26 protein-coding genes and 6 pseudogenes are annotated in these 27,000 nt (G+C 59.6%); 20 read left to right on the forward strand and 12 right to left on the reverse strand.

Translation table 11 applies throughout. The features are described from left to right. The first annotated feature begins 16 nt into the window (after positions 1-16). The 4 genes and pseudogenes from QA640_RS10735 to QA640_RS48290 form a co-directional block, all read left to right on the forward strand. Positions 17-1,195, forward strand: a complete 1,179-nt coding sequence (locus tag QA640_RS10735; RefSeq protein ID WP_283040620.1) for a phosphotransferase — start codon at positions 17-19, stop codon at positions 1,193-1,195. Positions 1,196-1,275: 80 nt separating this feature from the next. Continuing rightward, positions 1,276-2,610, forward strand: a complete 1,335-nt coding sequence (locus tag QA640_RS10740; RefSeq protein ID WP_283040621.1) for an aspartate aminotransferase family protein — start codon at positions 1,276-1,278, stop codon at positions 2,608-2,610. A gap of 389 nt (positions 2,611-2,999) precedes the next feature. Next, positions 3,000-4,322, forward strand: coding sequence for an FAD-binding oxidoreductase (locus QA640_RS10745; protein WP_283040622.1), 1,323 nt, complete (start codon positions 3,000-3,002; stop codon positions 4,320-4,322). A 33-nt stretch (positions 4,323-4,355) separates the two neighbouring features. Beyond that, positions 4,356-4,499 (forward strand): annotated as a pseudogene (locus QA640_RS48290) (alanine dehydrogenase); the annotation flags it as partial. A gap of 165 nt (positions 4,500-4,664) precedes the next feature. On the opposite strand, the gene QA640_RS10750 reads toward QA640_RS48290, so the two are convergent. Together QA640_RS10750 and QA640_RS10755 are read right to left on the reverse strand one after the other, a co-directional pair. Next, positions 4,665-5,018: an FAD-linked oxidase C-terminal domain-containing protein gene (locus QA640_RS10750; protein ID WP_349253745.1), complete on the reverse strand. Its 354-nt coding sequence runs from the start codon at positions 5,016-5,018 to the stop codon at positions 4,665-4,667. Positions 5,019-5,090: 72 nt separating this feature from the next. Beyond that, the gene (locus tag QA640_RS10755; RefSeq protein WP_283040623.1) at positions 5,091-6,071 is read right to left on the reverse strand and encodes a LysR family transcriptional regulator; all 981 of its coding nucleotides are present in this window, start codon (positions 6,069-6,071) and stop codon (positions 5,091-5,093) included. Between the two features lie 102 nt (positions 6,072-6,173). Here QA640_RS10755 and QA640_RS10760 point away from each other — a divergent pair, with 102 nt between their 5' ends. The 9 genes and pseudogenes from QA640_RS10760 (at position 6,174) to QA640_RS10800 (ending at position 12,262) form a co-directional block, all read left to right on the forward strand. Beyond that, a complete protein-coding gene (locus QA640_RS10760) occupies positions 6,174-7,118 on the forward strand; it encodes a ketopantoate reductase family protein (RefSeq protein ID WP_349253708.1) in 945 nt (314 codons plus the stop codon). 4 nt (positions 7,119-7,122) lie between these two features. Further along, positions 7,123-7,509 carry a VOC family protein gene (locus QA640_RS10765; RefSeq protein WP_283040625.1) on the forward strand — a complete coding sequence of 129 codons (387 nt, stop codon included), beginning with the start codon at positions 7,123-7,125 and terminating at the stop codon, positions 7,507-7,509. 12 nt (positions 7,510-7,521) lie between these two features. Beyond that, complete coding sequence (locus QA640_RS10770; protein ID WP_283040626.1) at positions 7,522-7,992, forward strand: MaoC/PaaZ C-terminal domain-containing protein; 471 nt, start codon at positions 7,522-7,524, stop codon at positions 7,990-7,992. Beyond that, positions 7,989-9,230 carry a CoA transferase gene (locus tag QA640_RS10775; RefSeq protein WP_283040627.1) on the forward strand — a complete coding sequence of 414 codons (1,242 nt, stop codon included), beginning with the start codon at positions 7,989-7,991 and terminating at the stop codon, positions 9,228-9,230. Before QA640_RS10770 ends, QA640_RS10775 begins: the two co-directional genes overlap by 4 nt. A 3-nt stretch (positions 9,231-9,233) precedes the next feature. Next, complete coding sequence (gene aroE / locus QA640_RS10780) at positions 9,234-10,061, forward strand: shikimate dehydrogenase (protein ID WP_283040628.1); 828 nt, start codon at positions 9,234-9,236, stop codon at positions 10,059-10,061. A 15-nt stretch (positions 10,062-10,076) separates the two neighbouring features. Continuing rightward, a pseudogene (locus QA640_RS48295) lies at positions 10,077-10,337 on the forward strand (shikimate dehydrogenase); the annotation flags it as partial. Then, positions 10,336-10,767 (forward strand): annotated as a pseudogene (locus tag QA640_RS10790) (ATP-binding cassette domain-containing protein); the annotation flags it as partial. The pseudogenes QA640_RS48295 and QA640_RS10790, both read left to right, overlap by 2 nt. A 13-nt stretch (positions 10,768-10,780) precedes the next feature. Beyond that, positions 10,781-11,230, forward strand: coding sequence for a type II 3-dehydroquinate dehydratase (aroQ, locus tag QA640_RS10795; protein ID WP_283040629.1), 450 nt, complete (start codon positions 10,781-10,783; stop codon positions 11,228-11,230). 6 nt (positions 11,231-11,236) lie between these two features. Next, positions 11,237-12,262 carry a Gfo/Idh/MocA family oxidoreductase gene (locus QA640_RS10800; protein WP_283040630.1) on the forward strand — a complete coding sequence of 342 codons (1,026 nt, stop codon included), beginning with the start codon at positions 11,237-11,239 and terminating at the stop codon, positions 12,260-12,262. Positions 12,263-13,010: 748 nt separating this feature from the next. Here the strand turns inward: QA640_RS10800 and QA640_RS10805 are convergent. The 4 genes and pseudogenes from QA640_RS10805 to QA640_RS10820 form a co-directional block, all read right to left on the reverse strand. Then, a complete protein-coding gene (locus QA640_RS10805; RefSeq protein WP_283040631.1) occupies positions 13,011-14,009 on the reverse strand; it encodes a hypothetical protein in 999 nt (332 codons plus the stop codon). A 263-nt stretch (positions 14,010-14,272) separates the two neighbouring features. Then, on the reverse strand, positions 14,273-14,713 hold the full coding sequence (locus QA640_RS10810) for a type II 3-dehydroquinate dehydratase (RefSeq protein WP_283040632.1): 441 nt from the start codon (positions 14,711-14,713) through the stop codon (positions 14,273-14,275). A gap of 219 nt (positions 14,714-14,932) precedes the next feature. Continuing rightward, positions 14,933-15,565, reverse strand: a pseudogene (locus QA640_RS10815) (amino acid ABC transporter permease); the annotation flags it as partial. A 26-nt stretch (positions 15,566-15,591) separates the two neighbouring features. Continuing rightward, on the reverse strand, positions 15,592-16,260 hold the full coding sequence (locus tag QA640_RS10820; protein ID WP_283040633.1) for an amino acid ABC transporter permease: 669 nt from the start codon (positions 16,258-16,260) through the stop codon (positions 15,592-15,594). A gap of 105 nt (positions 16,261-16,365) precedes the next feature. On the opposite strand from QA640_RS10820, the gene QA640_RS10825 reads away from it, so the two are divergent. Continuing rightward, complete coding sequence (locus QA640_RS10825; RefSeq protein ID WP_283040634.1) at positions 16,366-17,064, forward strand: TetR family transcriptional regulator; 699 nt, start codon at positions 16,366-16,368, stop codon at positions 17,062-17,064. A gap of 19 nt (positions 17,065-17,083) precedes the next feature. Here QA640_RS10825 and QA640_RS10830 read toward each other — a convergent pair whose 3' ends face one another. Then, entirely contained in the window at positions 17,084-17,338 is a 255-nt protein-coding gene (locus QA640_RS10830) for a hypothetical protein (RefSeq protein WP_283043147.1), read from the reverse strand. Between QA640_RS10830 and QA640_RS10835 the strand changes: the two genes are divergently transcribed. The 3 genes and pseudogenes from QA640_RS10835 to QA640_RS10845 all read left to right on the forward strand — a co-directional run. After that, a complete protein-coding gene (locus tag QA640_RS10835; RefSeq protein ID WP_283042766.1) occupies positions 17,279-17,443 on the forward strand; it encodes a LysR family transcriptional regulator in 165 nt (54 codons plus the stop codon). The genes QA640_RS10830 and QA640_RS10835 overlap by 60 nt on opposite strands. Before the next feature lie 396 nt (positions 17,444-17,839). Beyond that, complete coding sequence (locus QA640_RS10840; protein WP_349253709.1) at positions 17,840-17,968, forward strand: helix-turn-helix transcriptional regulator; 129 nt, start codon at positions 17,840-17,842, stop codon at positions 17,966-17,968. 246 nt (positions 17,969-18,214) lie between these two features. After that, positions 18,215-18,559, forward strand: a pseudogene (locus tag QA640_RS10845) (hypothetical protein); the annotation flags it as partial. Positions 18,560-18,744: 185 nt separating this feature from the next. Here the strand turns inward: QA640_RS10845 and QA640_RS48300 are convergent. Beyond that, a complete protein-coding gene (locus QA640_RS48300) occupies positions 18,745-19,332 on the reverse strand; it encodes a DUF2934 domain-containing protein (RefSeq protein ID WP_349253710.1) in 588 nt (195 codons plus the stop codon). A gap of 167 nt (positions 19,333-19,499) precedes the next feature. Beyond that, entirely contained in the window at positions 19,500-19,841 is a 342-nt protein-coding gene (locus QA640_RS10860) for an MOSC domain-containing protein (RefSeq protein WP_283040635.1), read from the reverse strand. Between the two features lie 1,293 nt (positions 19,842-21,134). Here QA640_RS10860 and QA640_RS10870 point away from each other — a divergent pair. The 3 genes and pseudogenes from QA640_RS10870 to QA640_RS48305 all read left to right on the forward strand — a co-directional run. Next, positions 21,135-21,356, forward strand: coding sequence for a hypothetical protein (locus QA640_RS10870; RefSeq protein ID WP_283040637.1), 222 nt, complete (start codon positions 21,135-21,137; stop codon positions 21,354-21,356). A gap of 18 nt (positions 21,357-21,374) precedes the next feature. Continuing rightward, entirely contained in the window at positions 21,375-21,800 is a 426-nt protein-coding gene (locus QA640_RS10875) for a hypothetical protein (RefSeq protein ID WP_283040638.1), read from the forward strand. A 436-nt stretch (positions 21,801-22,236) separates the two neighbouring features. Beyond that, positions 22,237-22,302, forward strand: a pseudogene (locus tag QA640_RS48305) (dihydroneopterin aldolase); the annotation flags it as partial. A 1,160-nt stretch (positions 22,303-23,462) separates the two neighbouring features. On the opposite strand, the gene rarD reads toward QA640_RS48305, so the two are convergent. The 3 genes from rarD to QA640_RS10890 are packed head-to-tail and all read right to left on the reverse strand — an operon-like array spanning position 23,463 to position 26,997. Then, positions 23,463-24,332, reverse strand: a complete 870-nt coding sequence (gene rarD / locus QA640_RS10880) for an EamA family transporter RarD (protein ID WP_283040639.1) — start codon at positions 24,330-24,332, stop codon at positions 23,463-23,465. 45 nt (positions 24,333-24,377) lie between these two features. After that, on the reverse strand, positions 24,378-25,211 hold the full coding sequence (locus tag QA640_RS10885) for an aldo/keto reductase (protein WP_283040640.1): 834 nt from the start codon (positions 25,209-25,211) through the stop codon (positions 24,378-24,380). Between the two features lie 28 nt (positions 25,212-25,239). Next, positions 25,240-26,997: an FAD-dependent oxidoreductase gene (locus QA640_RS10890; RefSeq protein WP_283040641.1), complete on the reverse strand. Its 1,758-nt coding sequence runs from the start codon at positions 26,995-26,997 to the stop codon at positions 25,240-25,242. Positions 26,998-27,000 lie beyond the last annotated feature (3 nt).

Here is a 27,000-nt window from a genome sequence, read left to right on the forward strand (position 1 = left end):
ATTGGAGCGCTCCACCATGCGCAGCATGAAGAACACGATCTTCAACAGGCCAGGACTTCTCGCATTGGATGCTCATAGTGATCTGGTGCCCGATGGACAACTAGGTCCGTACACCGGACCGGTGGCTGCGAGAGCAGGCCATCTTTCTTGCGCGTCAGCGTCAACCGAAACCTATTTTCGCGCGGCTGCCGCAGTCCTGGCCGTGCGCTCCGAATCCTCGGAACCGGACATCTCGGCGGCACTGCTGAAGCGTCACTACGGAGTGACTGGCGCGATCGCGACCTTGTCCTCAGAGGTCGAGCGCACCGTTGAGGTCGAGCTCCTGGACGGCCGCCGGTGCATCCTGAAGACGTCGACCAGACCGGAGGCGTTCGACAGCTTTCGTTTTCAGACCTCGGCCATGGCAGGCTTGCAGGGTGCTGCAGGCTTCGTTGCACCCGCAGTGCTGCGCACGAGCAGCGTCGCATTGATGTTTGAGGAAGAGGGGATATGCGGGTACCTGCAAACCCGGATCGAGGGCATTCCGCTGCACCAGGTGGTGCCCACTCCCGAGCTGCTCTTTCGGACTGGCCGCGCCCTCGCTCGGCTTGATTTGGCGCTTGCGCAAGTCAACGTGCTTGCAGCCCATCGGCCCGTTCTTTGGCATGTCGGGTGCTGGTCGCGGCTGATGGAACTAGAGCAGTACCTACCAAGCGGGAGCGTTGCCGATAGCGTTCGCGCCGCCATGGCGGAGTATCTGGAGTTTGTTGAGCCACAAATCTCCAACGTCGTCTGGCAGGTCACTCATAACGATCCCAGCCCGTTCAATACGATTGTGACTGGCCAGGGACTGGGCTTCATCGATTTTGGTGATGGCTGCTGGAGCCCCAGGATCCAGGATCTGGCGATCGCGGCAAGTCACGTCGTGACGGATCCGACGCTGGCATTGGGGGGCGCCGAACATCTCATTGCGGGCTATGCTTCTGTCATTCCGCTTTCGAGGCTGGAAGCAAGACTCCTGGTCGGACTGATGCGGGCGCGACAAAGCGCATTGATCCTGGTCAACTACTGGCGCGCCCACCTTTTTCCGGCCGACGCTCAGTACATCAAAAAGAACGTCGCGCGTGCCGAGCGCGGCCTTTCTATCCTAACGCCTCTTGATGTCACCTCGGCCAAGGCGGCAGTCCTGGCGGCTGTGTCGTCGTCCTTGCCGTAACGCCGTTTGGGTTCGTTCGATCGACAGGGTCGTAAAAATTGCGAAGTGATCAGGGTACTCTTTCAAAGAGGCAGCAGCTCATGTCCACGGATCTCATGCCCAATCGTTACAGGCCCGGCGAATCCGACCTTCCCAGGCGCGAATCCGAGCTCATTGCTCGTCGTGACAAAGTTCTGGGCGCTTCTTATCGGCTCCAGTACCGCCGGCCCGTGCACTTCGTTCGCGGCGAAGGTATGTGGTTGTACGATCCGGACGGGCGGGCTCATCTCGACTTCTACAATAACGTGCCGTGTCTCGGCCATTGCCACCCGGAAGTAAATGCCGCAACGGCGGAGCAGGCGGGCCAAATAAGCGCCAACACGCGCTATCTCGAGCCAAAGCTTGTCGACTATGCCGAGCGGCTCGTCGGTACTTTCCCAAACGAGCTCGACCGCGTGGTGTTTACCTGCACGGGGAGTGAATCCAACGATCTGGCGCTTCGCATTGCGCGATGTGCGAGCGGCAATGAAGGCGTGATCGTTTCCACTTATGCCTATCACGGCACGAGTGCTGCAACGGCCGCGGTTTCGCCGAACCTGGGCGACGCAGTCAAGCTCAGCCCATTCGTGCGGATGGTGTCCCTACCCGGGCCGGCGGGCATACCGGAAGCCCAGGCTGCGGACTATTTCGAGACACAGATTCGTTCAGCCATGATGGATCTGAACCGTCGTGGTATCGGCGTTGCGGCCCTGCTCATCGACAGCATTTTTTCCAGCGATGGCGTATGGGTAAATCCTCCTGGCTTCATCGCGAGCGGAGTTGCTGCGGTGCAGGAGGCTGGTGGTCTCGTCATTGCCGACGAAGTTCAACCAGGCTTCGGACGAACTGGCGCCTGTATGTGGGGCTTCGAGCGCCATGGGATCATTCCGGATCTTGTTACTCTGGGCAAGCCGATGGGCAACGGATTTCCGATTGGCGCTGTCGTTGGTCGCAGAGCATGGATGGACCAATTTGGTGCCACCTCGCGCTACTCGAACACATTCGCTGGAAACACAGTCGGAATAGCAACAGCGAACGCCGTGTTAACGATCCTGCAGCGCGACCAAATCCCGCAAAAGGCGCTTGCGACGAGCCAGCGCCTCCGCGCCGGACTCGAGAAGCTTGCAACGCAACGTTATGAGGTTCGCGCCATCCGAAATGCCGGTCTATTCTTTGGCGTCGACATAGGGTCTGGGGGAACCCCGGCGGCAGGTCGTCGTGCGATGGCTTTGGACCTGGTCAACGCAATGCGGGATGACGGCGTGCTTATCAGCACGACCGGAGCCAATGAAGATACGCTTAAAGTGCGCCCTCCGCTCGTATGTCAAGCCGAGCATGTTGACCTCTTCCTAGCAACCATGGAGCGCGCGCTCATCATATCGCAGGCTAGATCGTAGATGTCATCGGGGCAGCACCCGGGTGCGAGCTGCGGCGGGTATGAGCCGCCCTCTATCGATGTCGTCGGTAGCAACGACCCATGAGGTCGGCCGCCGAGAGAGGCTATCACAGCGAATTGCTGACAGTCAGTTCAGGCGAGGGTGCGCTCGCCCGGGACAAAGCGGACGAGGCCCATGAGTGCGATCCGACGGACGAGCAGGCCGCGCCGCCATGCGCCGAACTCGAGCTCGGTCGGGCTTGAGCAGCATCGTTCAATCAAGCGGTCAAAAACCCGTACATCTTGCGAAGTCCGAGATGATTTCAGCACATTCTATCGCGCGCACGATGCGATGAAGGGGCTGATCGGAACTTTGCTTCCGCATTCCTGGCAGCCGAGGTTCGTTGAAACATGTCGCCCCACGTCGAGCGCATTCACAGCGATGAGCGCCTCCCCGCCGAGGCCGACGTCGTCGTCGTCGGCGGCGGCATCCTCGGCTCTACAGCCGCCTATTACCTGGCGAAGCGCGGCCTCTCCGTGGCGCTGCTCGAGAAGGGCCACGTTGCCTGTGAGCAATCGAGCCGAAACTGGGGTTGGTGCCGCCAGCAGAACCGCGATCGCCGCGAACTGCCGCTCTCGGTGATCTCCATGCGGCTGTGGGACGAGCTCACGCGCGATATCAATCGGGACCTCGGATTTCGGCGCTGCGGCCTCGTCTATGCGACCCACGACGAGGCTGTGCTCGCCGACTGGGAAAAGTGGCGCGAGGTCGCCAGGGAGTACGACGTCGACACCCGCGTGCTGAGCCGGGCGGAGGTGGCCGAGCGCGTCCCCGAAGCGCGCGACAAATGGGTCGGGGGGACCTATTCGGAGCGGGACGGCAAGGCCGAACCTGCGCTCGCCGCGCCGGCTATCGCCGATGCGGCCAGAGTGCTGGGCGCTACGATCCATCAGGGATGCGCTGCGCGTGGGCTCGACCTGGCCAATGGCAAGATCGCGGGCGTGCACACAGAGAAGGGCTACATCAGAACCAGCGCGGTGTTGTGCGCCGCCGGCGCCTGGTCCTCGCGCTTCCTTCGGCCGCTCGGGATCAGTTTCCCCCAAGCGAGCATCCGGCAGACCGCGCTGCGTTCCACCCCCACAATCAATATCGGCGAGGCGGTCTCGACACCCTACTGCACGATCACGCGCCGACTGGACGGCAGCTACACGCTTGCGATCAGCGGCAAGGCGAACCTCGAAATCACGCCCCAGGCTCTCCGGTATAGCCGGGAATTCATGCCGCAGTTCTTGCGTCGCCTGAAGAACGTCAGGCTCGGCATCGGCCAGTCGTTCGTTTCGGGGCCGGATTCATTGCCCGCGCTGCTGACCAACGACGATCGGATCTTCGAACAGAATCGCGTGTTGGATCCTGCGCCCTTGAAATGGCTGATGAGCCAAGTGGTGGAGAGCGTCCGGAAAACCTTCCCCCAACTCGGCGAAATAGAGATCGATAGCGCCTGGGGCGGCTTCGTCGATTGCACGCCGGACGCAGTGCCCGTGGTGTCGCAGGTGGAGGCGGTGAAAGGCCTGGTCCTTGCGGCAGGCTGCTCGGGTCACGGCTTCGGTTTGGGCCCGGGGCTCGGCTATCTGGCCGCAGAGCTCGTCGTAAACGACACGCCTTGCGTCGATCCCACACCATTCCGGCTGTCGCGTCTGGTCGACGGCTCGAAGCTGGACATCGCCGCCATCTGAAGATCGAGCCGGAAGTCAGGCCCGACGCGCACCGTGGCGAGCAAAGGATTCGGAGCTGTGCTCGAAGATCCCCATCTGCGTGCGGGGCTTAATGTCCATGGCGGACGGCTAACTTCAAGGCCCGTGGCCGAAAGTCCCGGCCTGCCATGGTCACCGATCGAACAGATCGCGGCCTGATCGCGATTTAGCAGTCCCTAAAGGGCGTTTCCTCCCCAACTTGAGCCACTCCTTCGGAGTGGCTCTTTCTTTATGGACAAGACGATTTGGCTGATCGAGGTGACTCGGCCGAAGATGCGCCGTTTGGGCCTAGACGAAAGCATCGCCAGCTCGCCGGCCGATGGTTCAACGGGCAGACTTCTCTCCCAACGGAAGAACGACCGCGCCGGCGTTCATGATGTCCGCCGGATCAAAGGCGGTCTTGATCCGCCGCATCGCCGCGATACGCCCGACATCGCCGTACCGCTCCAGAAGGTGCTTCTTGAAACGGCCGACGCCGTGCTCTGCGCTGAACGTGCCGCCGAGCGCCGCGGCCGTGTCGTAGAGTTGCAGCGATAGGCTGCCTTCGATCCGCTTGGTGAACTCCAGCCGGTCGACGCCGGCAGGAACGAGCACGTTGTAGTGCAGATTGCCGTCGCCGACATGGCCGTAGACGGACAGCTCAAGGTCGGCGTCCGCGGCGCCTCCGAAGAAAAGAATGCCGAAACGAGGGAATTGTCGGCAGTTTGCGCCGCTGCACCGCGTCGAACAGCTTCATCAGCAAAGGCTCCACTACGACAGCAAATCGCGTCTCCTTCGCTGCTTTGGTCGACCGGAACGATGCAGGCCGCGCACGTCCTGCTGTTGAAAAAGCTCCCCGCATACGTCACGCAACCATTGGCTCGCCGGGTCGTGATGGAAGCGGGCGTGCCAATATTGTTTGACCGTAAAGCCGGCGATCGCCAGCGGGCAATCGAGCACGCGCAGTCCGTAATAGTGAGCCAACGTTTCGCCGATGTGCCTTGGCAGGGTGGCGATCAGGTCGGTCGTTCCGACGATTGCGGGTAACCCCAGAAAGCCGGGGAGCTCGAGCGCAACATCGAGGATGATCTGCTGTTCCTTTAGCGCCTCCGCGAGCAGCTGATGTCCGGTGCCGGAGCGAATGAGGACGTGCGCCTCGCGTCTGAAATCCTTGGCGGTGATGCGTTCACGGATGCGGGCATGGTTTGCGTTCGCCAGGCAGACCCAATCTTGCGGAAACAGGGCCTGTTGGAAGTGTCCGGCGTCGAGATCCGAGATGTAGCCGAGCGCCAGATCGGCCTCGCCGGATTGCAGCATTCGTGAGGTGTCGGCGCCGATCTGTGTCGCCTCGATGCGGATGCCCGGCGCAACGCGGCGAACGTGGGCGAGTATGGCGGGAAGCAGCGTGATGTGGCTCGCATCCGTCATGCAGATGACGAAGCGGCGCTTTGCAGTCGCCGGATCAAACGCAGGGCGAAGCTCCGCCAGACGTCGCAGCATCTCCAACGCCTGCCGCGCCGTGCCGATGAGAGCCTCGGCGCGCGGGGTCGGCAGCATTCCTTGCGCCGACCGGATGAAGAGCGGATCGTCCAACTCCTTTCGCAGGCGCGCCAGCCAGATGGAAATGGTCGGCTGGCTTTGACCGAGCTTCTCGGCGGCCTTGGTGACGCTACCCGTGGAGAACAACGCGTCAAACAGCCGGAGTAGGCGCGGCTCCAAAAGGTTCGTCTCGGACGGGTCCTGGTGCTTCATTGCGATCTGTAATAATGGTTATAAGGATCATAGCATATCCAAATACTACGCAACCTGCTAGCACGCTTCCAACGCCAAAATCGGCGAGGGAGAGGCGTTCGGATGAGGATTTGCTTTATCGGAGCGGGAGCCTTGGGCTCGACCATTGGCGGCACGCTGGCGCGCGGCGGTGCCGACGTTTGGTTGATCGATCCGTTTCAGGCTCATGTCGACGCGATCAATGCCGGTGGTCTGCGGATGCTCGAAGGTGGCGCCGTGTCCGTCGTGAAGGTCTCTGCCTGCACCTCCGCGGACCAGGTCGGCAATGTGGCGGACCTCGTCATCGTTCTCGTCAAATCCTACCACACGCGGGATGCGATCCGGGCGGCCGCGCCGATCATCGGGCCGCAGACGGTCGTGATGTCGCTGCAAAACGGCCTTGGCCACGAAGACATCCTTTCCGAGGAAGTTGGTCGTAACAGGGTCATGGCAGGCAAGACTTATGTTGGCGGCGTGCTGCTCGGACCCGGTCATGTTCGCTCCGGAGTGGTCGGCAAGGAAACCATCATCGGCGAGCTCGATGGACGCTTGACCGAACGCGCACAGCGGATTTCCGAGACGTTCAATCGTGCCGGCATTCTCACACTGCTCAGCGACAACATCATGGGCACGATGTGGGACAAGCTCTTCATCAACGTCGCCGGCGGCGGAATCACCGCCGTGACCGGGCTGACTTACGGCGGTCTCTATTCGCTGCCGATCCTGGAAGATTGCGCGCTGGCCGCAATCTCAGAGGGCATCGCGGTGGCGCAAGCTGCCGGCGTCAAGATCTCGATTGCCGATCCGCGCCTTGCCTGGACGATGGCGTCTGCCGGACTGCCGCCCGAGTTCAAGACGTCGATGTTGCAGAGCTTGCAGTCCGGCAATCTGACCGAGGTCGACTACATTCACGGCTCGGTCGTGCGTTGGGGCGCCAAGCTCAACGTGCCGACCCCCGTCAATTCGACCCTCGTCGCGCTGGTCAAAGGGCTTGAGTACGCCCGCAGCGATTATCCGGGAAAGGCCTGAGGCGATGACGCTCCCCCGCGCCTATATCGAACACGTCGCGATCCGCGTGCCGGACGTCGATCGTCACGTCGGCTTCTTTCGTGAGGTGCTCGGTCTTGCCATTCGCGACGAGCAGCCCGCCGATGGCGCGCGCCCGCGGCAGGTATGGGTGCTCGGGAGCGTGCAACTCATCGAGGATCCGAACTTCGTCGGACCGGAGGGGCGCCTCGCCCATCTCGGCATCATGGTCGACGATTACGAAGGTGTGCTTGCCCGCGCCGCCGCCTGGGGCGCCAAGGCGTTACCCGCGGGGCCAAACTGGCTTGAGCTGCCGGGCGGGCTGAACGTCGAGATCTTGCAAGCCAGTGCGGGCGCCGTGGAAGCGGCGCTGGCGATCAATCCACGGGCCTAAGGAACACGCGATATGACCGATGAGCGCTACTGGGACGATGCCAAGGTCGGCGACGAATGCGTCACCCCCGCGGTGACGGTCACCGAAGCAATGGTGAATGCCTATGCCGAACTGACGGGTGATTTCACGCCTGTTCATGTCGACGAGGAGTACGCCAAGACCACACCCTTCGGCACGCGCGTCGCGCACGGGCTGTTTGGCCTGTCGCTGGCCGACGGTTTGAAGACGCGTGCCGACTACCGCTTCCTTCCGGGAATGTCGCTGGGCTGGACGTGGGATTTCAAGCTGCCGATCAAGCTCGGCGATACCGTGCACGTCAAGTTTCGCGTTGGTTCAATGCGCGCCACGAAGCGCGAAGGGTGGGGCATCGTGGTGCTGCCTTCGGAGCTGATCAATCAGCGCGGCGAAGTGGTGCAGCTCGGCGAGCACCGGCTGATGATTCCGATGCGCCCGAAGACCAACGCCGCAGGAGAGCAGGCATGACCACGCAAGATCTGCCGCTCCAGGATCTGCCGCTCAAAGGCATTCGCGTCATTGACTACAGCCATTTTCTCGCAGGGCCGTTCATGGGCCGTTGCCTCGCCGCGATGGGCGCAGAGGTCATCAAGGTGGAGCGCCCGAAGGCGGGCGATGCGGGCCGCGCCCATGGCTATTTCAAGGACGGACAATCCGGCTACTTCCTGCAGCAGAACATGGGCAAGCAGGGATTGTGCATCGACCTGCGCGATACGCGCGGTCTTGACATGATGATGAAGCTGGCCGACACAGCCGATGTTTTCATCGAGAACTATCGGCCCGGCGCACTTGAACGCCTCGGGCTCGGTTACAAGGCGCTGTCGGCGCGGAATCCCGGGCTGATCTACTGTTCGGTTTCCGCCTATGGCCACACCGGTCCCTATGCCGACCGTCCGGGCTTCGGCCTGATCGCAGAGGCGATGTCGGGCGCTCTGGCGCAACTGGGCAATCCCGGTGAAGCGCCGCCGCTGCTGCGAATGCCATTGGCCGATATGTACACCGGCATTCACGGCGTGGCTGCCATCAATGCCGCGCTGGTCGGCCGCGCGTCGTCCGGGCGCGGCCAGCACATCGATCTGGCGCTGTACGACTGCATGGTCTCGATGCACGATTATGCGGTGCAGCGCTACTTCCTCTCCGGCGGGACCGACCTGCCGAAGCAGACTGGAAGCGGACAGCCAGACTCGACCGTCTACGGCGTCTTTCCGGCAAAGGACGGCAATCTTGTCATCGCGGCGCAAGTCGATGATGCGTGGCGACGATTGGCGAGCCTGATCGGGGGAGACACGTTGGCATCCGACGAACGCTTCACCACGCCTGCTGCGCGCAACGCCCATTATGCTGAAGCGATGGAGATTGTGCGCACCTGGACGCTGTCGCAACCATCTCGGGACGCCTGTCTTGCGGCACTCGACGAAGCAGGTGTGCCGTCGGCTCCGGTGCAGACAATCGAAGAGGTCGTGAAGGATCCGCAGATCCACGCGCGCGGCATGCTGGTTGAGCAGGAGCATCCGGTCCTCGGCAAGGTCACTTTGCCGAACCTGCCGTTCCGCTTCTCCGATTGCGACGCCACGGTGCGTACTCCGGCGCCGCTGCTCGGTCAGGACAATCGCCGTATTGCTGCTTCGCTGGGACTCTCGGCCGAGCTCGTCGAGACAATGGTGCGCGAAGGCGTGCTCTACAACGAAGTCGCAGTGCAGGAGTGAGCGATGAGCGACCGTTATGCGGTGATCGGCAATCCGATCGGCTTCAGCAAATCACCTCTCATCCATGGCACTTTCGCCAGAATGACGGGGCAGGACCTTGTCTATGAGGCGATTGAGGGACCCGTCAATGGCTTCAGCGAACGGGTTGATCAATTCCGGACGGAGGGCGCCAAGGGGCTGAACATCACTGCCCCGTTCAAGCTCGATGCCTTCGCCTACGCAAACGAGCTTTCAGAGAGCGCCGACCGAGCCGGCGCCGTAAACTGCCTGAAGTTCGACGGCGATCGGATCATTGGCGAGAATTTCGACGGGATCGGCCTTGTGCGGGACATCACGGTCAATCTCGGCGTCAAAATGGCCGGCCGCCGCGTCCTGATGCTCGGTGCTGGAGGAGCGGCGCGTGGCGCGCTGCTGCCGTTCCTGCGCCAGGAGCCGTCCGAGTTGGTTCTCGTCAATCTTACCTTATCGAAGGCTGTGGCATTGGCCGAAAAGTTTGCCGGTTGTGGTCCCCTGATCGTCAGCGGCTATGCTGAACTGGCCGATCTTGCCGAGGGCTATGACGTCGTGGTCAACGCGACATCGGCCAGCCTGCGAGGTGAGATGCCGCCGCTTCCAGGCAACGTCTTCCGTGGTGCGGAGTTGGCGTACGAACTTGCCTACGGCAAGGGATTGACTCCCTTTCTGCAAGCGGCCCGCGCCGAAGGCGTAGCCAAGCTCGCCGACGGCGTCGGCATGCTGGTCGAGCAGGCGGCCGAAGCTTTTGCCTGGTGGCGCGGCGTTCGACCGAGCACGGCTCAGGTCATCGCCGATTTGACTGTCCCTTTGAGCTGACGGGCGACGCCGACCATGCATCCGAAGTCCAGCTCTCTCGTCGGCCTTATCGGGAGCGGCATCGCGGCGTCCCGCACTCCGCCCATGCGCGAAGCGGCAGCCGACGCCGCCGGCATCCGCTATCTCTACAAGAAGATCGATCTGGCAGAGTTGAAGCTCGGCGTGGAGGCATTGCTCGCGGCAGCAAGGCATATGGGCTTTGACGGGTTGAACGTCACCCATCCCTGCAAGCAGGCGATCCTTCCCCTATTGGACGAGCTCTCGCCTGGCGCGGATCGCGCCTATCCGCGCGCGCCGCATGAGAAGACCGAGGCGGAAGCGACCGCGCGAAAATATCTCGAGCGGGTCCGCATCAGTGACCAGGCTGAGAAGTATCCGGCTCAGCTTTCGGGCGGTCAGCAGCAGCGCGTCGCGATCGCGCGCGCTCTGCATGCAGCCCAAGGTGATGCTGTTTGACGAACCGACCTCGGCTCTCGATCCCGAAATGATCAAGGAGGTGCTCGATACGATGATAGGCCTCGCCAACGAAGGCATGACCATGATTTGCGTCACCCACGAGATGGGTTTTGCTCGCCAGCTTGCTGAACAGGTCATCTTCATGGCTGAAGGGCAGATCATCGAAGAAGGCGCTCCCGACGCTTTCTTCCGCAATCCACAGCACGCCCACACCAAGCAGTTCCTTGGCGAGATCCTCGCCCATCACTGAACGGAGTTCTTCGATGAGTCGTCTTGTCTACGTCCTCAACGGGCCAAATCTCAATTTGCTCGGCAAGCGCCAGCCCCACATCTATGGCCACGAGACGCTCTCGGATGTGGAGCGAGATTGCCGGGCGCTGGCCGGGGAGCTCGGCCTGGAGATTCGCTTTCACCAGTCGAACAGGGAATACGAGCTGATTGACTGGATCCACGAGGCGCGCGAGACGGCCGCCGGTATCGTAATGAATCCCGCCGCTTTCACCCATACGTCGGTCGCCATCCTGGATGCCTTGAACACGTTCGAGGGGACAGTGATCGAGGTGCATATTTCCAACATGCACAAGCGCGAGGAATTCCGCCACCACTCGTTTGTCTCCAAACGAGCTGATGGGGTCATCTCAGGCTTCGGCACCCAGTGTTATCTGCTCGGCTTGCGTCGTGTGGCCAAGCTCCTTGATGAGAAGAAGGGATAGCATTGTATGAGTTCACCAGTCCGCCTGTCGGTGATGGGAGCGGGTCTCATCGGCAAGCGACACATCGAACATATTCTCTCGCGGCCGGAGGCGGCACTGTCGTCGATCGTCGATCCGGAGCCGGCGGCCCGAGAGTTGGCGGTTTCCCTGAAGGTGGACTGGTTTCCGTCCTTCCAGGACTTGCTCTCCGGAAGTCGGCCAGACGGGGTGGTTGTCGCCACCCCCAATCAGATGCACGTGGCCAACGGCATGGATTGTATCGCAGCTGGCATCCCGGCGCTCATCGAGAAGCCGCTAGCGGATGACGTCGTCGCTGCACAGGCCGTGGTCGAAGCCTCCGAGCGGGCTGGCGTGCCGCTGCTCACCGGCCATCATCGCCGCCACAATCCGATGATCCAACGCGCCAAGGCGGAGATCGACAGCGGCCGGCTGGGCCCGATCGTGTCGGTACATGGCATGTTCTGGCTGATCAAGCCGGACGACTATTTCGATGTGGCCTGGCGCCGCGAAAAAGGGGCGGAGCCTGTTTTCCTGAATCTCATCCACGATGTCGACCTGCTGCGGTACCTGTGTGGGGATATCGTCGCGGTGCAAGCCGCTCAATCCAATCGGCTGCGTGGAAATGCGGTCGAAGAGACCGCGGTGATCATCCTGCACTTCGCCTCCGGCGCCCTGGGAACGGTCAATGTCTTCGACACCATCCAGTCGCCCTGGAGTTGGGAATTCACGGCTGGTGAGAACCCAGCCTACAGTCATACGCAGGAGACCTGTTACCAGATCGGCGGCACAAGAGCATCGCTGGCCTTTCCGCAACTCGATCTATGGCATCACCCCAGTTGGTGGGCGCCGATCGAGCGCGAGCGGCTGAGCTACGAGAAGGAAGACCCGCTTGGTCTGCAGATCGCCAATTTCTGTGCGGTTATCCGCGGCACGGCCGAGCCTGTGGTGAGCGGGCGCGAAGGGCTGAAAACCGTTCGAGTGATCGATGCGATCAAGCGCGCCGCGGAAACCGGAGATCTCGTGTCGGTTTGATACCAGCACAGGCATCAACACTGGGGTGTCGAGGACATAGCGTCAGAAACGACGACGTTGCGTGGTCAGCCGAAACGACCGGATTAAGGTTGTCAGCAAGCGCGCCAACCAGGGACCCATGGACTTCCCGTCGTTCGCTGCGTGTCTTCGGCCAAAAAATTCTGGCGAACAGATTTTGGAGAAGATCCAAACCAACGGTGACATGCCCTTGTAAACGCCGACGTGTCGTTGAACTGGAGGCGTTCGGCGACGTGCGATAGAGAGAGGGTGGTTTGACGTAAATAATCCGAGGTCAGGCCGCGGCGAATATCGTCCAGTATGGCATCGAAGCAGGTGTTTTCGGCTCGCAGACGCATAGCGAAACGCGCCACCACCAAGCTGGGTAGTCACTCTTATTCAGCATCCGACCAGCAAGACCTTCGAACCGGGATTACATCCCCTTGTTGATCCTGGATTGTAGATGAGTCCAGATGGCTCAGCCATTTCCCATTCCCCTACTTGAGCAGATATGCGCCGGCCACTCAGCCTCATGCAAATCCTTCTCATCTCTCCCTCCCCGCTTCCTTCATCGCCTGCATCACCGGCGAGAGCAGGTACTGTCCCGAACGAAAAGCCCGCGCTATTACCCTTGTAGTAGTTGCCTAGCTCTCCGGTGCTGGAGGCAACGGGAAGCGAGACCAGATTGCCTTTCGCACCTTCAGAGCCAGTCAAAATTGCGAGAGCCTGAACTCCGTTAACCGACGCCATGTTATTTGCATCCCTTGTCTTCTGTCAGCCTGGCCATCAAGGCCGCCAACTGTTGATTGAGAAAAACAGACTCAAAGAACGACAGCATCTTGCGCTTGCCTTTCTCTGAGATTTTCGACTTGTAGCTGTTTTTCTGGAGAACATTTTCCAGGCCGGCGCGCATCTCCGCATCGAAAGCTTTTCGACTGATCAGAATATGGCGCGAAAAAGAATCAGTGCCTCGGACACACTGGAAATCGAGACCCGGCTTAAAGAGAAAGCCCGTTTGGTAGTCTTTCGACTCGACGAACAACAAGGCTGAATTGATGGATAGAAATGCAAGCTCGCTTGAAGTGATGCTTGAATTTGTGAGATGTCGCTCTCCCCACGCATCACAAGTTGAGAGAATTCCGTCGATCGTTCTCTGGTATTGTGGAATGACGTAGTTGACTATCCCGCCGTTAGCCGCAACGGACAACAAAGCATAGTCTCGGTCGCCAATCGTGTACCACGATATCGGAAAGAGGCACCCTCCGACAGAATCCGCCGTGGACGGGCCAGGCACACTTGGGCTTTCGCCACCGTTCAATTGCTTATTTGAACGAGCATAAGCTCGTATATCATTTTCTATTTGCGCGAATCTTTTCTCATCGAGCTCTTCTCGTTTGAACGCGCCCTCCGGATCTAGACGATAGAGGTATCTTTTGAATTCGCAACCTTGTGGATCCCCGTAGGGCCCCTTCTGGACATAGTAACGAGAAGTAACGTAAGCGAATTCGGGAGCTTGCCCCGTCTGTGACGGTACATACCCAAATCGGCTGCGCGGAAGGGGATTCTTGTCGGAAGAACGTCCTGCTTCGCCGCAAAGCTGCGCTAAGTCGAACTCATTGAGACCGCCCGTCGCAACTTTTGGAGAGCCCTCCTGGGCGCAAACGAAAGATGCCCCTCTTCCAAAAGCAACAAAAAAAATTGTGACCCACGCGACTAGGTACGCCGCGATTGTGGATGAACCAGACTTCATCTCTCCCTCCCGCTTCCTTCATCGCCCTCTGTGATTAGGGGGACGGTCATGACCAGCGCGCGCAAGTTTGCGACCAGCGTTGCGCGCTTGTTCCTGGCCTTTGCGCGAGCCTGTGCCTCGCCATTGGCGCCTGCCGGCTCAGCGTTGTCCAAGCGGTAGCTCATCTTATCTCTACCTCCCCGCTTCCTTCACCGTGTGACGACGAGTACCTCGCCAGCCTCATCGCAGCTTGAAATCCTTCACCCGATTCCACTCGCCATCGGTCAAGCCGGGGCCAAGAATCGACCCATGGCATCGATGGCTAGCTCGTATCCGTTCGCGCCAAAGCCAATCAGGATCCCGGTCACGGTGCGTGAGATCAGGGAGTTGTGGTAGGTGCTCTCGCGCGCATGAACGTTCGTGATATGCAGCTCGATCTTGGGACCGTCGAAGGTCTTCAGCGCGTCCAACAGCGCGATCGAGGTGAAGGTGTAGGCGGCCGGATTGACGATGATACCTGCGGCCTCTTGGCGCGCCTGATGTACGCTCTCAACCAGTTCGCCCTCGAAATTGGTCTGACGGAAGTCGATCTCGTAGCCAAGCGGCTTGGCGCGGGCGATGCAACGTTCGCGAATTTCGGCGAGCGTGGTTCGCCCGTAGATCTCGGGCTCGCGCTGGCCCAGGAGGTTGAGGTTAGATCCGTTCAGAATGAAGATTTTCTTCATGTTTTTTCCTTATTTGGGCGACTTCCAATGGACGAGAAGCTGGCCGAGAAAGGCCTGCGTCCGCTTGTGTGTGGGCGCCGAAAAGAACTGTTCGGGGGACGCCTCTTCGACGATTTCACCGTCGGCCATGAAGACCACTCGGTCGGCCACCGCCCGTGCGAAGCCCATCTCGTGGGTGACGCAGTGGAGCGTCCTGCTTATTGCACGGTAAAGGGAACGGAGGCGACGTTCCATCGCTCGTCCCAGCCGCGACAGCGGCCAGCAGACGATGAAATAGATCAGGCCGACAATCGCGTAAATCAGCAGCGGCCGGTACGTGATGTTGGAGAGCAGCGTTCCGGTCCGGGACAACTCGGTGAAACCGATGATCGCCGCCAGCGACGTGCCCTTGATAAGCTGAACCAGGAAGCCGATGGTCGCCGGCAGCGGAATCTTAAGGGCTTGCGGTAGGATGATGTAGCGCATCCGGAACCAATAATGGATGCCGAGCGCCTTTGCGGCTTCGGTCTGGCCGCGCGGGACCGATTCGATCGATCCGCGCCAGATCTCGCCAAGAACGGCACTCGCGTGAAGCATGAATGCAATCGACACCGCGATCCAGGGGCTCACCGAGATGTTGAACAGCCCGATGCCGTAGTAGACGATGAACAATTGAAGCAGCAGCGGCGTGCCACGGAATATCTCGATGAAGGCGGCGGCAAACCGCTCCAGCGCCCTCAAACCGCGGGTCCGGCATAACGCCACGGCGAGTCCACCGAGCCCTCCAAACAGGAAACCGACTGTCGACAGGGCCAGGGTCCACAGGGTACCGACCAGCAGCAGATGAAACTGTGCGGGCCCAAGTGAGGTGATCATGGCTGGTCTCGCATGCGCGCCTCTTACCGTGCCGGATATGCAAAACCGACGCGCCCGATCAGTGCAAACAACTTGGAGAGCCCAAAGGACATCAGCAGGTAGAGCCCGGCGATCGCGAAGTAGATCTCGAAGCTGCGGAAGGTCACGGCCTCGAGCTCCGCACCGACGTGCGTCAGCTCGGCAGCTGTGATGGACGAGGCGATGCTCGATGTCAGCATCAGAAAGATGAACTGACTGGTCATCGCCGGATACACGGTGCGCAGCGCCGGCTTGAGAACGACGTAGCGGAAGATCTGCGTCGGCCTGAGACCGAGCGCGAGCCCCGCCTCGATCTGGCCGCGCGACACCGCCTCCACGCCAGCGCGCAGGATCTCGATCGTATAGGCGGCGCCGTTCAGGCTAAGGGCGATGATCGCCGCGACATTTGGATCGAGCCGCACGCCGATACTGGGCAGTCCGAAGTAGAGAAAGAAGATCTGCACTAGAAACGGTGTGTTGCGCACGATCTCGACGAATGTTCCGATGAGCCAGGTGCTGATGTTCTCCCGCATCTGCAGCACCAGCACGGCTGCGATGGCGATCGCGAGCGTGACCGGCATCGCGAGCAGCAACAGTTGCAGCGTCAGCAGGCAGCCCTTCAGCAGTTCGCGCCAATGCGCGACGACAGCAGTGAAATCGAAGGCGTACGCCACGCCGTCCTCCCGTAATCCGCCTGGGGTCCCCCCATGGCGCTTGATATTGATTGACAATACGATTAATCAACTGCTTGGTTGATGTCAACGACAGAGTGTATTTCAGTGACGACACAACCGGCTGATGGACGGGATAACGAGGGCAAAGCCTCCTCGGAGACTGACAGCACGCAACGCGCGGTCGAGCCGCGCGAGCGCGCACCGGAGCGTCGCCGCAAGGAGTTGATCGACTCCGCACTTCTCGAATTCTCGACCAAGGGATTCGGGGGCGCCCGCACAGACAGCATCATCGCCCGCACCAACAGCAACAAGGCGATGCTTTTCCATTATTTCGGCAGCAAGGAAGGTCTCTATATCGCCGTTCTCGAGCAGGTCTATGCCGATATACGCGACAGCGAGGCAGCGATCGATTTCGATGCCTTACCGCCGCGGGACGCCATCATCCGCCTGATCGAGTTCACGTTCGACTATTACATCGCCAACCCAGCGTTCGTGCGCATGATCAACAACGAGAACCTGCACGAAGCCGCGCATTTGAGAAAATCAAATCACATTTCCAAGGTGAACACGTCGATCATCGCCAAGCTGCAGCGCATTCTCGATCGCGGTGTTCGCGACGGACAGTTCAGGCCCGGCATCGACGCAACCGATCTCTACATCAGTATTTCAGCGCTCGGCTTCACCTACGTCTCCAACCGACACACCCTTTCTATCGTATTCGATCGTGATCTGTTCGCCGAAGAAACCCTGAAAGATCGCCTCAAGAACATGACCGAGATGGTCTTACGCTATCTGTCTCGATAACGAACACTCCTAAGACGGCTCACAGGATATCGCCGGTGTGCTCGCGTAAACGCCAGTCATCTGGCTCGTCTAATCGCAATTGAGTATGGAGTGCTTCAAACTCTCGATTTCGCGGGCCGCATTCTTCCTCGCTTCGAAAGTTGTGAGAAACGAGACAATGATAAGACAACGCATGTCGCGGAGGCTCGCTGTTGACCTGCAGCAGCTCCAGTTCGTGGTCGCAGCCGCCGATTATGGGAGTATCCGGCAAGCCGCCGAGTTGCTGTCTGTTCAACACTCGATCCTGAGCCGGTCTATTTGTCAGTTTGAGCATAGGATCAGGGTCACCGTATTCGATGCGCAAAGGCGCGTTTGCGATACTGCAGACTGTTTCGATTAGCAGACGTACCGCTCGTCCTTCCCAAGCGATTTGATCGATCGGGGCTTCCCAGTACTCTGATGCAACGTAGGCCAAATGGCGGGCCTTAACGCCCAAGCCTGCTATGTGTGTGCCGGGGTTTCCATGATCGCTCGTTCGATCGTGGAGTAGCCGTCGGAAAACTCAAGATCCCCAACTTCGCGTTCGAGTTCTGCTGCTATGGCGATGAATCGCCTCTCAAGAACCAAAAGAGCTGCGTCTGACGACGTATCACAATTCGGGCAAATGCTCCCAAAGATGCTCGTCGGTCAAATTGAACTCCAATACACGAAAACCGTCTGCGCTAAACGAATCGCGGATTGTCAACGCTTTTCGTGGCTGATAGACGGAAAACGTGTCTCATGAAATGGCGGTTGGATGACCCCCTATCAATCTCGGGCAGCCCGTGGACTGCTCGACTGGTCTCAGGCCGAATTGGCTGCTCGGTCCAATTTGAGCCAGAGCACTATTCGTGACTTCGAGAAAGCCGCAGGATCCCTTCGATAAACAACTTGGCCGCGGTCAGACGTGCCTTAGAGGCCGCAGGGGTTGAATTCATCGACGGCGACCACCCCGGAGTTCGACTGACGCGCCAACTCTCTCTCTCTCTCTCTCTCTCTCTCTCTCTCTCTCTCTCTCTCTCTGAGCGCAGCGACGACGATGCTAATGTCGGACTGATCAAACTTGCGGGATGGCGGGCCATGACCCTGGAACAGCTTCGTATCTTCATCGCAGTCGCTGAAAACCAACACGTCGTCCATATTCAGCGAAAGGGCAGGGCAGCCGGATGGGTTTGGACAACGGCTCGAAACGGCTGATGGTCGCGCCGAACTGACGGTCCAGTCGGTGCCAAGAAGGGGTAACGAGACGCCGGCTACCTTTCTGGCGGAAAAGCATCCGCCCGCGCACATTCAATACAAAAGAGTGACGCCGCAGTTCTTTGCAGTATCGAGCTATAAGCGGGATATTGTCTGGTATAATCGATGCAACTTCTCTGAGCGCTTCGTCCATTGCGTGTTGATCAACTATCCTGCGCGCGAGGAGCGCGCGTGGGACCAAATCGTCACGCGCATCAGTCTGTCCCTGAATGGAAAATGACCGCCGCGTGGAGATGTCGAAAACTGCTAGACCACGTCGAACAACATCGGCCGGTCATATCGCCGAGGCAGATTCGCCCGTCCGCTCAGACGCTGCCCACCCTGATCCGGTACTCGATCTCTCCTGTCGAAAGCGGCCAGGCTCTCGACTAGGCCGGAGCTCAACGATGCGCGCGAAGAAGAGCTTCAGAGCGTGTCCGGCGTCTTCAGCTCGTGCCTAACCTGCTCCTCTTTGAGCTGGCGCTCGGCTTCCTTCCAGAACTCGTCCCCGCGCCCTTCAGGTCTGCCGGCCGCTTCCCACAGCTTGTAGGCACGCGCGCGGATATCGTCCTCGTAGACGTGAGCCATGCGAACCTCCCGAGAAAACACCGCCTCGCCTTGGGGAGCTTTTGGGGATCGAGGCAAGGGCTGTGCGGGCCGACTTTCGGTGGCGAGGCCGGCCCGCGGATTCAAGTCGTCGACTGGCGGACGGTTCCAACTCCCTGGTCCCATGTGTGTTGAAGTCGGGTCGTTGGCCGGCCACTCGCTTTCAGCGCGCAACCAGAATTCCAGGTCACGGCCTTCGGGGCGGCCCGTCTCATGCCAGAGCTCGAACGCGCGCTTGCGGGTCTCCTCGCGCAGAATGAGCGCATGTAGTTCATTGAGCTTGCTCTTGATCTCCTGCGCGAAGCTCTGCAGCGGCTCGGCCGTGGCGGCGTCGCGGATCAAGGGGATCACGCGATTGGCCAATTCGAGCTGATGTTGCAGCCTTTGAAGTTCGTCCCGCGGGTCCATGATGCTGCTCCGCTGACTGTAAGACGCCGGAGCCAAAGGATCGTTCGCGCGAACCCGGGTTCGGCGATATCGCAGATGCATATCAGGCCGTGCGCAGCAAGCGCAAAGCGCTTATTGCGGTGCCAGTTATCGGGCTGATCGCCGGCCTGCGGACTGCCGCGCGCTCATCAAGCGTTCCGCACTGTGTCGCCAATCCTGATAACGCCGCCTTGCACGATTTTGCAGTAGAGCCCGCCGCGATTGATCAGGTGTCTGGCAATCGCCTTGCCGGTGACCTTTTCAATATGACTGCACGGATCTACCAGACGGGTGCCTTGCAGCAAGGTCTCGCCGAGCCAGGACTGACGGTCGATCAGGTGGTTCAGCGGCACGCCTTCGACCGTCACATTGCGCCGGTGCTCCTCTGGGCCGAGTCCGATCCCGCAGTCGCGCTTGATTGCGACCGGCGTCTCGACCTCGAACATAGTGAGTTGCGCATTCTCCGTGCAGATAGGAATAAAATCCTTCATGAATTCATGTAGCGATCGTCCTCAATGCCCTTGCCCGCGATCAACGTGAGTGACGGCATTGCTCGCATCGGTAGAAAGCTGCGAGGCGCGACATGAAGGAAGCGCACCACGCCGTTCCATCCGATCTGGGCAGAACTTAGCGCCGCTCCGTAGCCCGTCCTGCTGAGCCCGCAAAGCTCCTCTCAACTGATCGCCTTTCACGGTCCCAATCGAACTGACACGAACAGTGACCGGTAAGAGCTACATGAGGTTAGATGGGCTTTGGGGCTCTATCATTAACTCTTCCGAGTTAATGTCATAACATATGTTAAGGGCGACCCTTAACGGATGAATTTCTCCCTATGAGACGACGGCGGTTCCGACAGAAAGCCTCTTTAAAGGCTCGGCTTGATCTAGAAGCTCAACAGCTACGCGATGAAGCCAAATCATGTCCGCCAGGGCACAAACGGGATAGCCTCCTCAGGAGGGCCCGGCAGACCGAAATCACCTCTCACATAACCGAATGGCTTGTGTCGCCCGGCTCGCGGCCATCAAAGTAGGGCGGTCGTTGTTGGCGGCGCGTCTTTCCGAGTCCTCCAACGACAGCGGCTCATCGGCTGACCGCTGGAACGATACTGAATGGCGTAAGTTTTCAGTAGAGAACGTACACGTGAGCCGAACCTGAACCCCAGCTTGACCGTCTCGGTGGTGGGGTTCTCTTTTTGTCATTAGAGAAGGTCATCGATTCACATGTGATTTCGCTGGAACCTAGAAGGTCGTGACAACCAGGAAGTCCGGGAGGCTGAGACAGTCTTATCTCGTATAATTTGAAATCCGGAGCTGTGCCAGATCAGCGACCCCTTTACATTGAGTATCGCCCCGAGCGGCCCCGGCACTTGCGGCACGGAGGAGACCAAAGCCGGGCCGAGGCCGCTGTCCGCGCCAATGTCGAAGCGTGGCGGGCCTAGAGCGTGCGCCTCATCGAAGGCCTCCGCACCTGCCTATGTGAATCGGATTGGCAAATTGCCCTGAGTGTCGAATCAAAACGTCTTGCCGGCGGTTGGCGCGAATGGCTCGAACTCGCAGGAGTCCGGCACCTGCCTGCGGCTGATGACCAACATCTGGTAGCCGTCGTGCCTAACCTCGTGAATCCAGTCCGGCCCCGATGGGACCTGCTTGCCTGGAAGGCAAACCTGGAGCAGTTGCTGGCGCACCGTCGTTACGCTGCACAGCGAAATTTTTCGGAAGTAGGAACACTAATTGTCGCTGCGAGGTTTCTCCGCTCAGGGGCTAGGAATTGCGGAGTTATCTTCAATGGCTACGCAGATCGTTATGAACCACACGGGCGACAGCAGACATTTTTTTGACCAAACCGACCCCGACGGGCTGGCCAGGGCTGAGCGCCGCTTCAAGAAGCTGATCGGCCAGGGATTTACCGCTGCCGCCCGGACGGCAGCCGGCGATCTCAAGGTCGTACGGACATTCGATCCGACTGCCGATGAGACGCTGTTCTATCCGCGCCTTGTCGGCGGCTAAATCTCGACGGCACGGCAAATGCTCCTGTTCAGACGCAGCGGCGTACGCAGTAGTGCGCGTTTGCGCGCTCTCCGTGAACTATATTGGAGCTTCATCGAGCAAAATTGCCCGGAGGCGCGTGCGCGACGTCTTTTGCGGGAATGGTTATCTCCTGAGCAGCGTGCGCAATTCGATGCCGAGGGGCATTTCGAAGTCACGGGCTCTCACACTGGCCGCCGATATCGAATTCACAAAGGAACTGTGAGCAATGTTTTGGAGCTCGACGAAGACGGACAGCCGAAGATCGGATGGTGTTTCATTCCCGAGCGCACCTTGGCGACTGGCGACATCATGCTCGCCCAAAAGATTGCGCTCGAGACCGACGAAATGGCAGTTCTCGGCCTCGCCAACAAGTTTCCTCCGAAACTGCCTCGGCTGTTTCAGGTGATGCGCCGGACCTACTAAACTTGCCATGGCGGGGCTATCGCTTTTGTCGATGGCGGCCAGCGGAGGCGGTGCCTACGCGGGACATCTGCGCCCTCGCGACTTTTATCGCGCCTTCAAGCTCGACGCATGCAGCCACAACACGATCCGGTTGTTGAACTCCGCTGCGTCCCGACGGAGCTTCTCCAGTTGGGCCCGCATGCCCTTCATCAGCGGCCTAGTTGTTCCTATGTCGGGAACACTACGAAAGCCTACTGTTCGATGCGTGTGACTCAGTGGATACAGGTCTTCCCGTGACCGCGCCTCGAAGGCACTTGGTTGTCGTTCCAGCAGGCCTGTCAATTTTCCGCCCTCACGATGTCGCGATCAACGCAGGTAGGCTGCACGGCGGGATGTTATCTCTCGCCCATCGCATGCGTCATCGAGGATGCCGATAATGGTCGGAGTAAACGAGCCGATGTGTGTAATCCGGATGAAGAACTGCGCGTTCTTCGCTCGGCATGGTGTGTTGGACGAGGAAGAAAGAACCGGCGTTATTTTTGAACTTTCAATCCTTCAGGCGCAGCGCGCATCGCCGAGGGGCGCCGTTTCCAGAGAGCGTGCATGGCCACCGCCAATATGAACATCGCGCGCTAACCGCCTTTGAGGTTGCCAGGCGGCTAGTTGGTGAAGACGATCACCAAAGCGGAGACGTTTCGGCAAAAGTTGAGTCCGGCATTCGGCGGTTCGAACGATCTCATGAGCAGAAGATAGAGCGGGTACAGATTGCGTGCGGCGATCAAGCCGAGTTTCCAGCTTACTACTTGCCCGCCAGTACTCTCCCTTCACGCGCTCCCGCGGTGATTTGCATCAGCATGGAGCAAGAAACAGGAGCGACGCTGCTCGGAAGGCTTTTGCCGTGGTAGCTGGTCGGGGCATCTCGGTTCTCGTCATCTCTCACGACGACCTCTCAAATCACTCGCACGGCCGATCGGAGATCTTGTTGTCCTGTTGTTTGGATTACTTGCCGGTTCGGTCCGACATTGATGCCACTCGGATCGGCGTCTACGGAGAAGGATTGTCGGCAATTCTGGCTACTGATTTCGCTGCATCCGATCGCCGCCTTGCTGCGGCGGTTTGCGACGGCGGCCTTTGGAATTGGGCGCGGAATCTGGCATCGGTGGGCTGGATGACGGAGGCTGCGGGAGTACTGGACGAGGGTGCGGTGTCGGCGCGTCGCTTGCAGTTGGTAGAACGCCAGATTCTCGTGGTGGCCGCGGCATCGTCAGCCTTTCGGAGGCAATCAGATTGCAGGCTGATTGCATGGTGGCGCACATTGATTTGGAATTGGTCACACCGCGGATGATCCAGACCCCCGGGAGGGAGATCGAAAACTTCGTGACTTCCGACTATTGCATCTTCGGATGGTTGGAGCACAAGCTTGCGCACGGTTCAGCTCTTTAAACGGCCAGGCCAACTAGATCGCTAAGGACCGGATCGCCAAGGATAGCCATGACATCGGCTACTGTGGCGCGGTGAGCTTGGGATCAATCGTCACCGCGCTTTAAGTTGTTGTTTGAGCTTCATCAGAAATGCACGTTCCTGCTGAACGAGGACCGCGTGCTCGGCGCGAAGACCCTCTGTCTTGCAGAAGATATCCAACGCTGCTCTCTCGCTCCTCAAAGGTCGGCGCGTCCGCGCCACTTACTTCGCTTCGCGACGCCAGAGACTTTCGACCGAGAACACCATAAGCGCTATCCAAATCGCGCCATAACCGACGAGTTGCACGCGACCGAATGGCTCATCATAAGCAAATACGCCGAGTAGCAGCTGCAGCGTAGGTGTTACGTATTGCATGATCCCCAGTGTTGACAACGGGATGCGGCGAGCTCCCGCCGCGAACAGCAACAGTGGTATTGCCGTCACGGGACCGGCTGCGGCCAGCAGCAGCTGCATGCCGGCATGCACGCTGCCGAAATGGCTATCGCCGTGCGCTGCGAGCCATAGCAAATAGAGAAACGCGGCGGGAAAGAGCAGCATGATTTCCAATGCGAGCCCCTCGAGTGGGCCGAGCTGCGCGGTCTTACGCAACAGGCCATATGCACCGAACGTGACTGCGAGCACGAGGCTGATCCATGGCAGCGTACTATTTTCCCACGTAAGCCATAGGACGCCCGCTACTGCGATGGCGATCGCCCCCCACTGCAGACCCCGCAGACGCTCGTGTAGGAACGCAAGCCCGAATAGCACGCTGACGAGCGGATTGATGAAATATCCGAGGCTAGCCTCGACGATGCGGCCGGTGTTGACCGCCCAGATATATAGGCCCCAATTTGCAGACAGCAGTGCAGCGCATGCTCCGAAGCGCACCAAGTTGCTTGGCTCGCGAAGCGCTGTGACGAACCAACGACTGTCACGACGTACCGCAAGCGCTACGGCTACGAATAAAAGTGACCATACCATCCGGTGCGCAAGCACTTCGAGGGGCGGGATAACCTCCAGCAATCTGAAATAGAATGGGAAAAGCCCCCAGATCGTGAAAGCAATCAGCGCGTAAATGAATCCCAAATTCATTGTACCCAACTGCCAGATCGCTGCCGAGGCCGCTCGGGACGCAGATCAGACCGGCGGGTCCCATTGTGGTGCGTACTCCGGACTAACCACCCGCTGGTCTTTCGGCAAGGAAGCAATCAATGCGCGATCCTCATCGTCGAGTTGCACATTAAACGATGCCAAGTTGCTTAACTGGTTTGTCTTACTGCTGGCTCTGGGAATGGCGGCAACATTCGGTTGATCGAGCAGCCATTTGAGTGCCACCTGGGTCGGAAGCACCCCATGCTTCTCGGCGATGCGAACAAGCTCCGGTATTTGGGGCGCTTTGCTACGCATGAGTGGACTGTAAGCAGTCAATGCCATGTCGTGTTTACGGGCGAATTGAAGCAAGTTTCTCTGGCCCAATGTGACGTGATACTCGACCTGTATGGCGGCCAAGGGAGCACCCATCCCCTCAACAACCTGGCGCAGCAGTGGCAAGGGAAAGTTTGCTACGCCAATGTTGCGCGCCCGCCCCTGCTCTTTGAGCGAGATTAGCGTCTCGATCGTGCGCGCCATGTCCCAGTCTTTTGCCGGCCAGTGAATCAGAAACAGATCCACGTAATCGCTCTGCAACGCGCGGAGCGTATTGTCAAATGACTGACGCATGTCTGTGGGGGCCAACTTGTCCCACCAGACCTTGCTTGTCACATGGATATCTTCGCGCGGCACGCCGGATTCGACGAGCGCTCGACCTACCGCATCTTCGTTTTTGTAAGCCGCCGCGGTATCCACGTGACGGTATCCAACTTCCAGTGCCTGAAGCACGGCCCTGGTGCAGTCCTCGCCTACCATAGGCCACGTACCCAAGCCGAGTTTCGGCATGTTCAGCTGGCGGGAATTGATGACAACATTCTTCATGTTTGGTCTTTCCACTTCGCGATTGAGATCAAACTGGGCTGTAGGCGGACGCGTTTTCCTCAGCGGCGCAAGCGCCCTGCGGCGTCACCTTCGTCTTGGAGAGCGCAACGCCAGCGAGATATCCAAACGTCATCGCCGGACCGAGCGTTATCCCGCCGCTCGGATAGAAGCCACCCATCATGCTGGCGCTGTCGTTACCTACTGCGTAGAGGCCGGGAATGGCGCAGTTATTCTCGTCTAGCACCCGCGCATCGGTGTCGGTCGCCAATCCGGCGAACGTGCCAAGGCTGCCGGGCAACAATTTGACCGTGTAATAGGGGCCCTTTTCGATCGCGGCAAGACACGGGTTCGGCTGATGTTCGGCATCGCCCAGCGCTCGGTTGTACGGTGTCGAGCCCTTGTGGAACAGGGGATCAGTTCCTTCCCTGGCGTGCTTGTTGTAGGTTTCCACCGTGCTCTTCAGCGCCTCCGGGTCGATGCCGCATTTCGTCGCCAGTTCACCCAGAGTAGCCGCCTGTACGAGATATCCCGAGCGCCGATATGGGCCGACTGGAAACGGAAATGGCTTGGAGAAGCCGAGGCCGTATCGCCGCTGAAAACGATGATCGCAGATCAGCCAAGCGCAGACCTCTTCGCCGTCACGCGTGGCGGCCAGCAGTGCGGATGTGAAGTCTCGATATGACTCGGCTTCATTGACAAAACGTCTGCCGGCGCGCGTCACCGCAATCACGCCAGGCTTTGCGCGGTCGATCAAATGCGGAAAGACGATATCCGCGCCGCCCCTGCGTTGAGGAACCAACGAGACGGGTGTCCATGCGGCGGGAGCGTCAAGAGTGTTGTTGAAGCGACCGCCTACGGACTCCCCAAGGCGTATGCCGTCTCCGGTATTTGTGCGTGGGGCCGCAGACCAATGGTCAAGCCCAGACGGCGTATAGGCGAAGGTCCGAGCCCTTCTTTCTACGTCATGTGGATAGCCACCGCAGGCGAGCACAACACCGCGCCTCGCATGCACCTCATACTCGCTACCGGCGACTACTACGGTTGCTCCTGTCACACGGCGGCCATCCCTCAGCAAGGCAACACCGCGGGCACGAGTGCGCAGGTCGACCCCGCGATTAACCGCCGATTTCAGCAGCCGGGCCACCAGTGCATTGCCGTTGACGAGGTGCATCGAACGTCCGTACCGAAGCTTATGCCAAGCAAATGCAAGCAGTCGACGGGTCACGTAGAGGGCAGAACTCATCGAGCGCGTCGCTCGATAAAAGTGCGTGATGTCTTGCCCAGCCGCAATCCCCATGCCCTTGATCGTAATAACCGATAAAGGCTCACGCAGTTTGTCGATCAACGGGCCAAGTTCACGCGCGTCGAACGGCATGGCACAGACCGCGCGCCCCTCTGTCGCCGCACCAGGCGTGGTGTGGAAATCCGGAATGCGGTTGCCATCAATGAAACGAAGCGAGGTGTGACGTTCGAAGAAGTCGACCATTTCAGGACCACGTTCAAGGAGCGTGTTTGCCTTGGCTGCATCGAATTGCGCTCCCAATTCGCTTTTCAGGTACGTGAGTGGCGCATCGATCTCCTCCCGGATGCCTGCTCGCGTGGCTAGCGGATTGCGAGGAATCCACATCCAGCCCCCCGACCAGGCACTTGTGCCGCCGAAGACGTCTTCCTTCTCCATAACTATCACGTGCAGGCCATACGTCGCGGCCGTCACCGCCGCCGACAAGCCGCCTGCGCCGGAGCCAAGCACCAGCACATCACACTCGAGCATCCGTTCATGGCGCATTCG

This window comes from Bradyrhizobium sp. CB82 (assembly GCF_029714405.1).
Classification (GTDB): domain Bacteria; phylum Pseudomonadota; class Alphaproteobacteria; order Rhizobiales; family Xanthobacteraceae; genus Bradyrhizobium.

Excerpts from the sequence above, each read along its gene's own strand:
- QA640_RS10875 (WP_283040638.1), top strand. The coding sequence starts at position 21,375 with ATGCTCCTGTTCAGACGCAGCGGCGTACGCAGTAGTGCGCGTTTGCGC.
- QA640_RS10735 (WP_283040620.1), top strand. The coding sequence starts at position 17 with ATGCGCAGCATGAAGAACACGATCTTCAACAGGCCAGGACTTCTCGCA.
- QA640_RS10755 (WP_283040623.1), bottom strand. The coding sequence starts at position 6,071 with ATGAAGCACCAGGACCCGTCCGAGACGAACCTTTTGGAGCCGCGCCTA.
- QA640_RS10745 (WP_283040622.1), top strand. The coding sequence starts at position 3,000 with ATGTCGCCCCACGTCGAGCGCATTCACAGCGATGAGCGCCTCCCCGCC.
- QA640_RS10870 (WP_283040637.1), top strand. The coding sequence starts at position 21,135 with ATGGCTACGCAGATCGTTATGAACCACACGGGCGACAGCAGACATTTT.
- QA640_RS10760 (WP_349253708.1), top strand. The coding sequence starts at position 6,174 with ATGAGGATTTGCTTTATCGGAGCGGGAGCCTTGGGCTCGACCATTGGC.
- rarD (WP_283040639.1), bottom strand. The coding sequence starts at position 24,332 with ATGAATTTGGGATTCATTTACGCGCTGATTGCTTTCACGATCTGGGGG.
- QA640_RS10840 (WP_349253709.1), top strand. The coding sequence starts at position 17,840 with ATGACCCCCTATCAATCTCGGGCAGCCCGTGGACTGCTCGACTGGTCT.
- aroQ (WP_283040629.1), top strand. The coding sequence starts at position 10,781 with ATGAGTCGTCTTGTCTACGTCCTCAACGGGCCAAATCTCAATTTGCTC.
- QA640_RS10740 (WP_283040621.1), top strand. The coding sequence starts at position 1,276 with ATGTCCACGGATCTCATGCCCAATCGTTACAGGCCCGGCGAATCCGAC.
- QA640_RS10860 (WP_283040635.1), bottom strand. The coding sequence starts at position 19,841 with ATGAAGGATTTTATTCCTATCTGCACGGAGAATGCGCAACTCACTATG.
- QA640_RS10775 (WP_283040627.1), top strand. The coding sequence starts at position 7,989 with ATGACCACGCAAGATCTGCCGCTCCAGGATCTGCCGCTCAAAGGCATT.
- QA640_RS10810 (WP_283040632.1), bottom strand. The coding sequence starts at position 14,713 with ATGAAGAAAATCTTCATTCTGAACGGATCTAACCTCAACCTCCTGGGC.
- QA640_RS10765 (WP_283040625.1), top strand. The coding sequence starts at position 7,123 with ATGACGCTCCCCCGCGCCTATATCGAACACGTCGCGATCCGCGTGCCG.
- QA640_RS48300 (WP_349253710.1), bottom strand. The coding sequence starts at position 19,332 with ATGGACCCGCGGGACGAACTTCAAAGGCTGCAACATCAGCTCGAATTG.
- QA640_RS10885 (WP_283040640.1), bottom strand. The coding sequence starts at position 25,211 with ATGAAGAATGTTGTCATCAATTCCCGCCAGCTGAACATGCCGAAACTC.
- QA640_RS10805 (WP_283040631.1), bottom strand. The coding sequence starts at position 14,009 with ATGAAGTCTGGTTCATCCACAATCGCGGCGTACCTAGTCGCGTGGGTC.
- QA640_RS10890 (WP_283040641.1), bottom strand. The coding sequence starts at position 26,997 with ATGCGCCATGAACGGATGCTCGAGTGTGATGTGCTGGTGCTTGGCTCC.
- QA640_RS10770 (WP_283040626.1), top strand. The coding sequence starts at position 7,522 with ATGACCGATGAGCGCTACTGGGACGATGCCAAGGTCGGCGACGAATGC.
- aroE (WP_283040628.1), top strand. The coding sequence starts at position 9,234 with ATGAGCGACCGTTATGCGGTGATCGGCAATCCGATCGGCTTCAGCAAA.
- QA640_RS10800 (WP_283040630.1), top strand. The coding sequence starts at position 11,237 with ATGAGTTCACCAGTCCGCCTGTCGGTGATGGGAGCGGGTCTCATCGGC.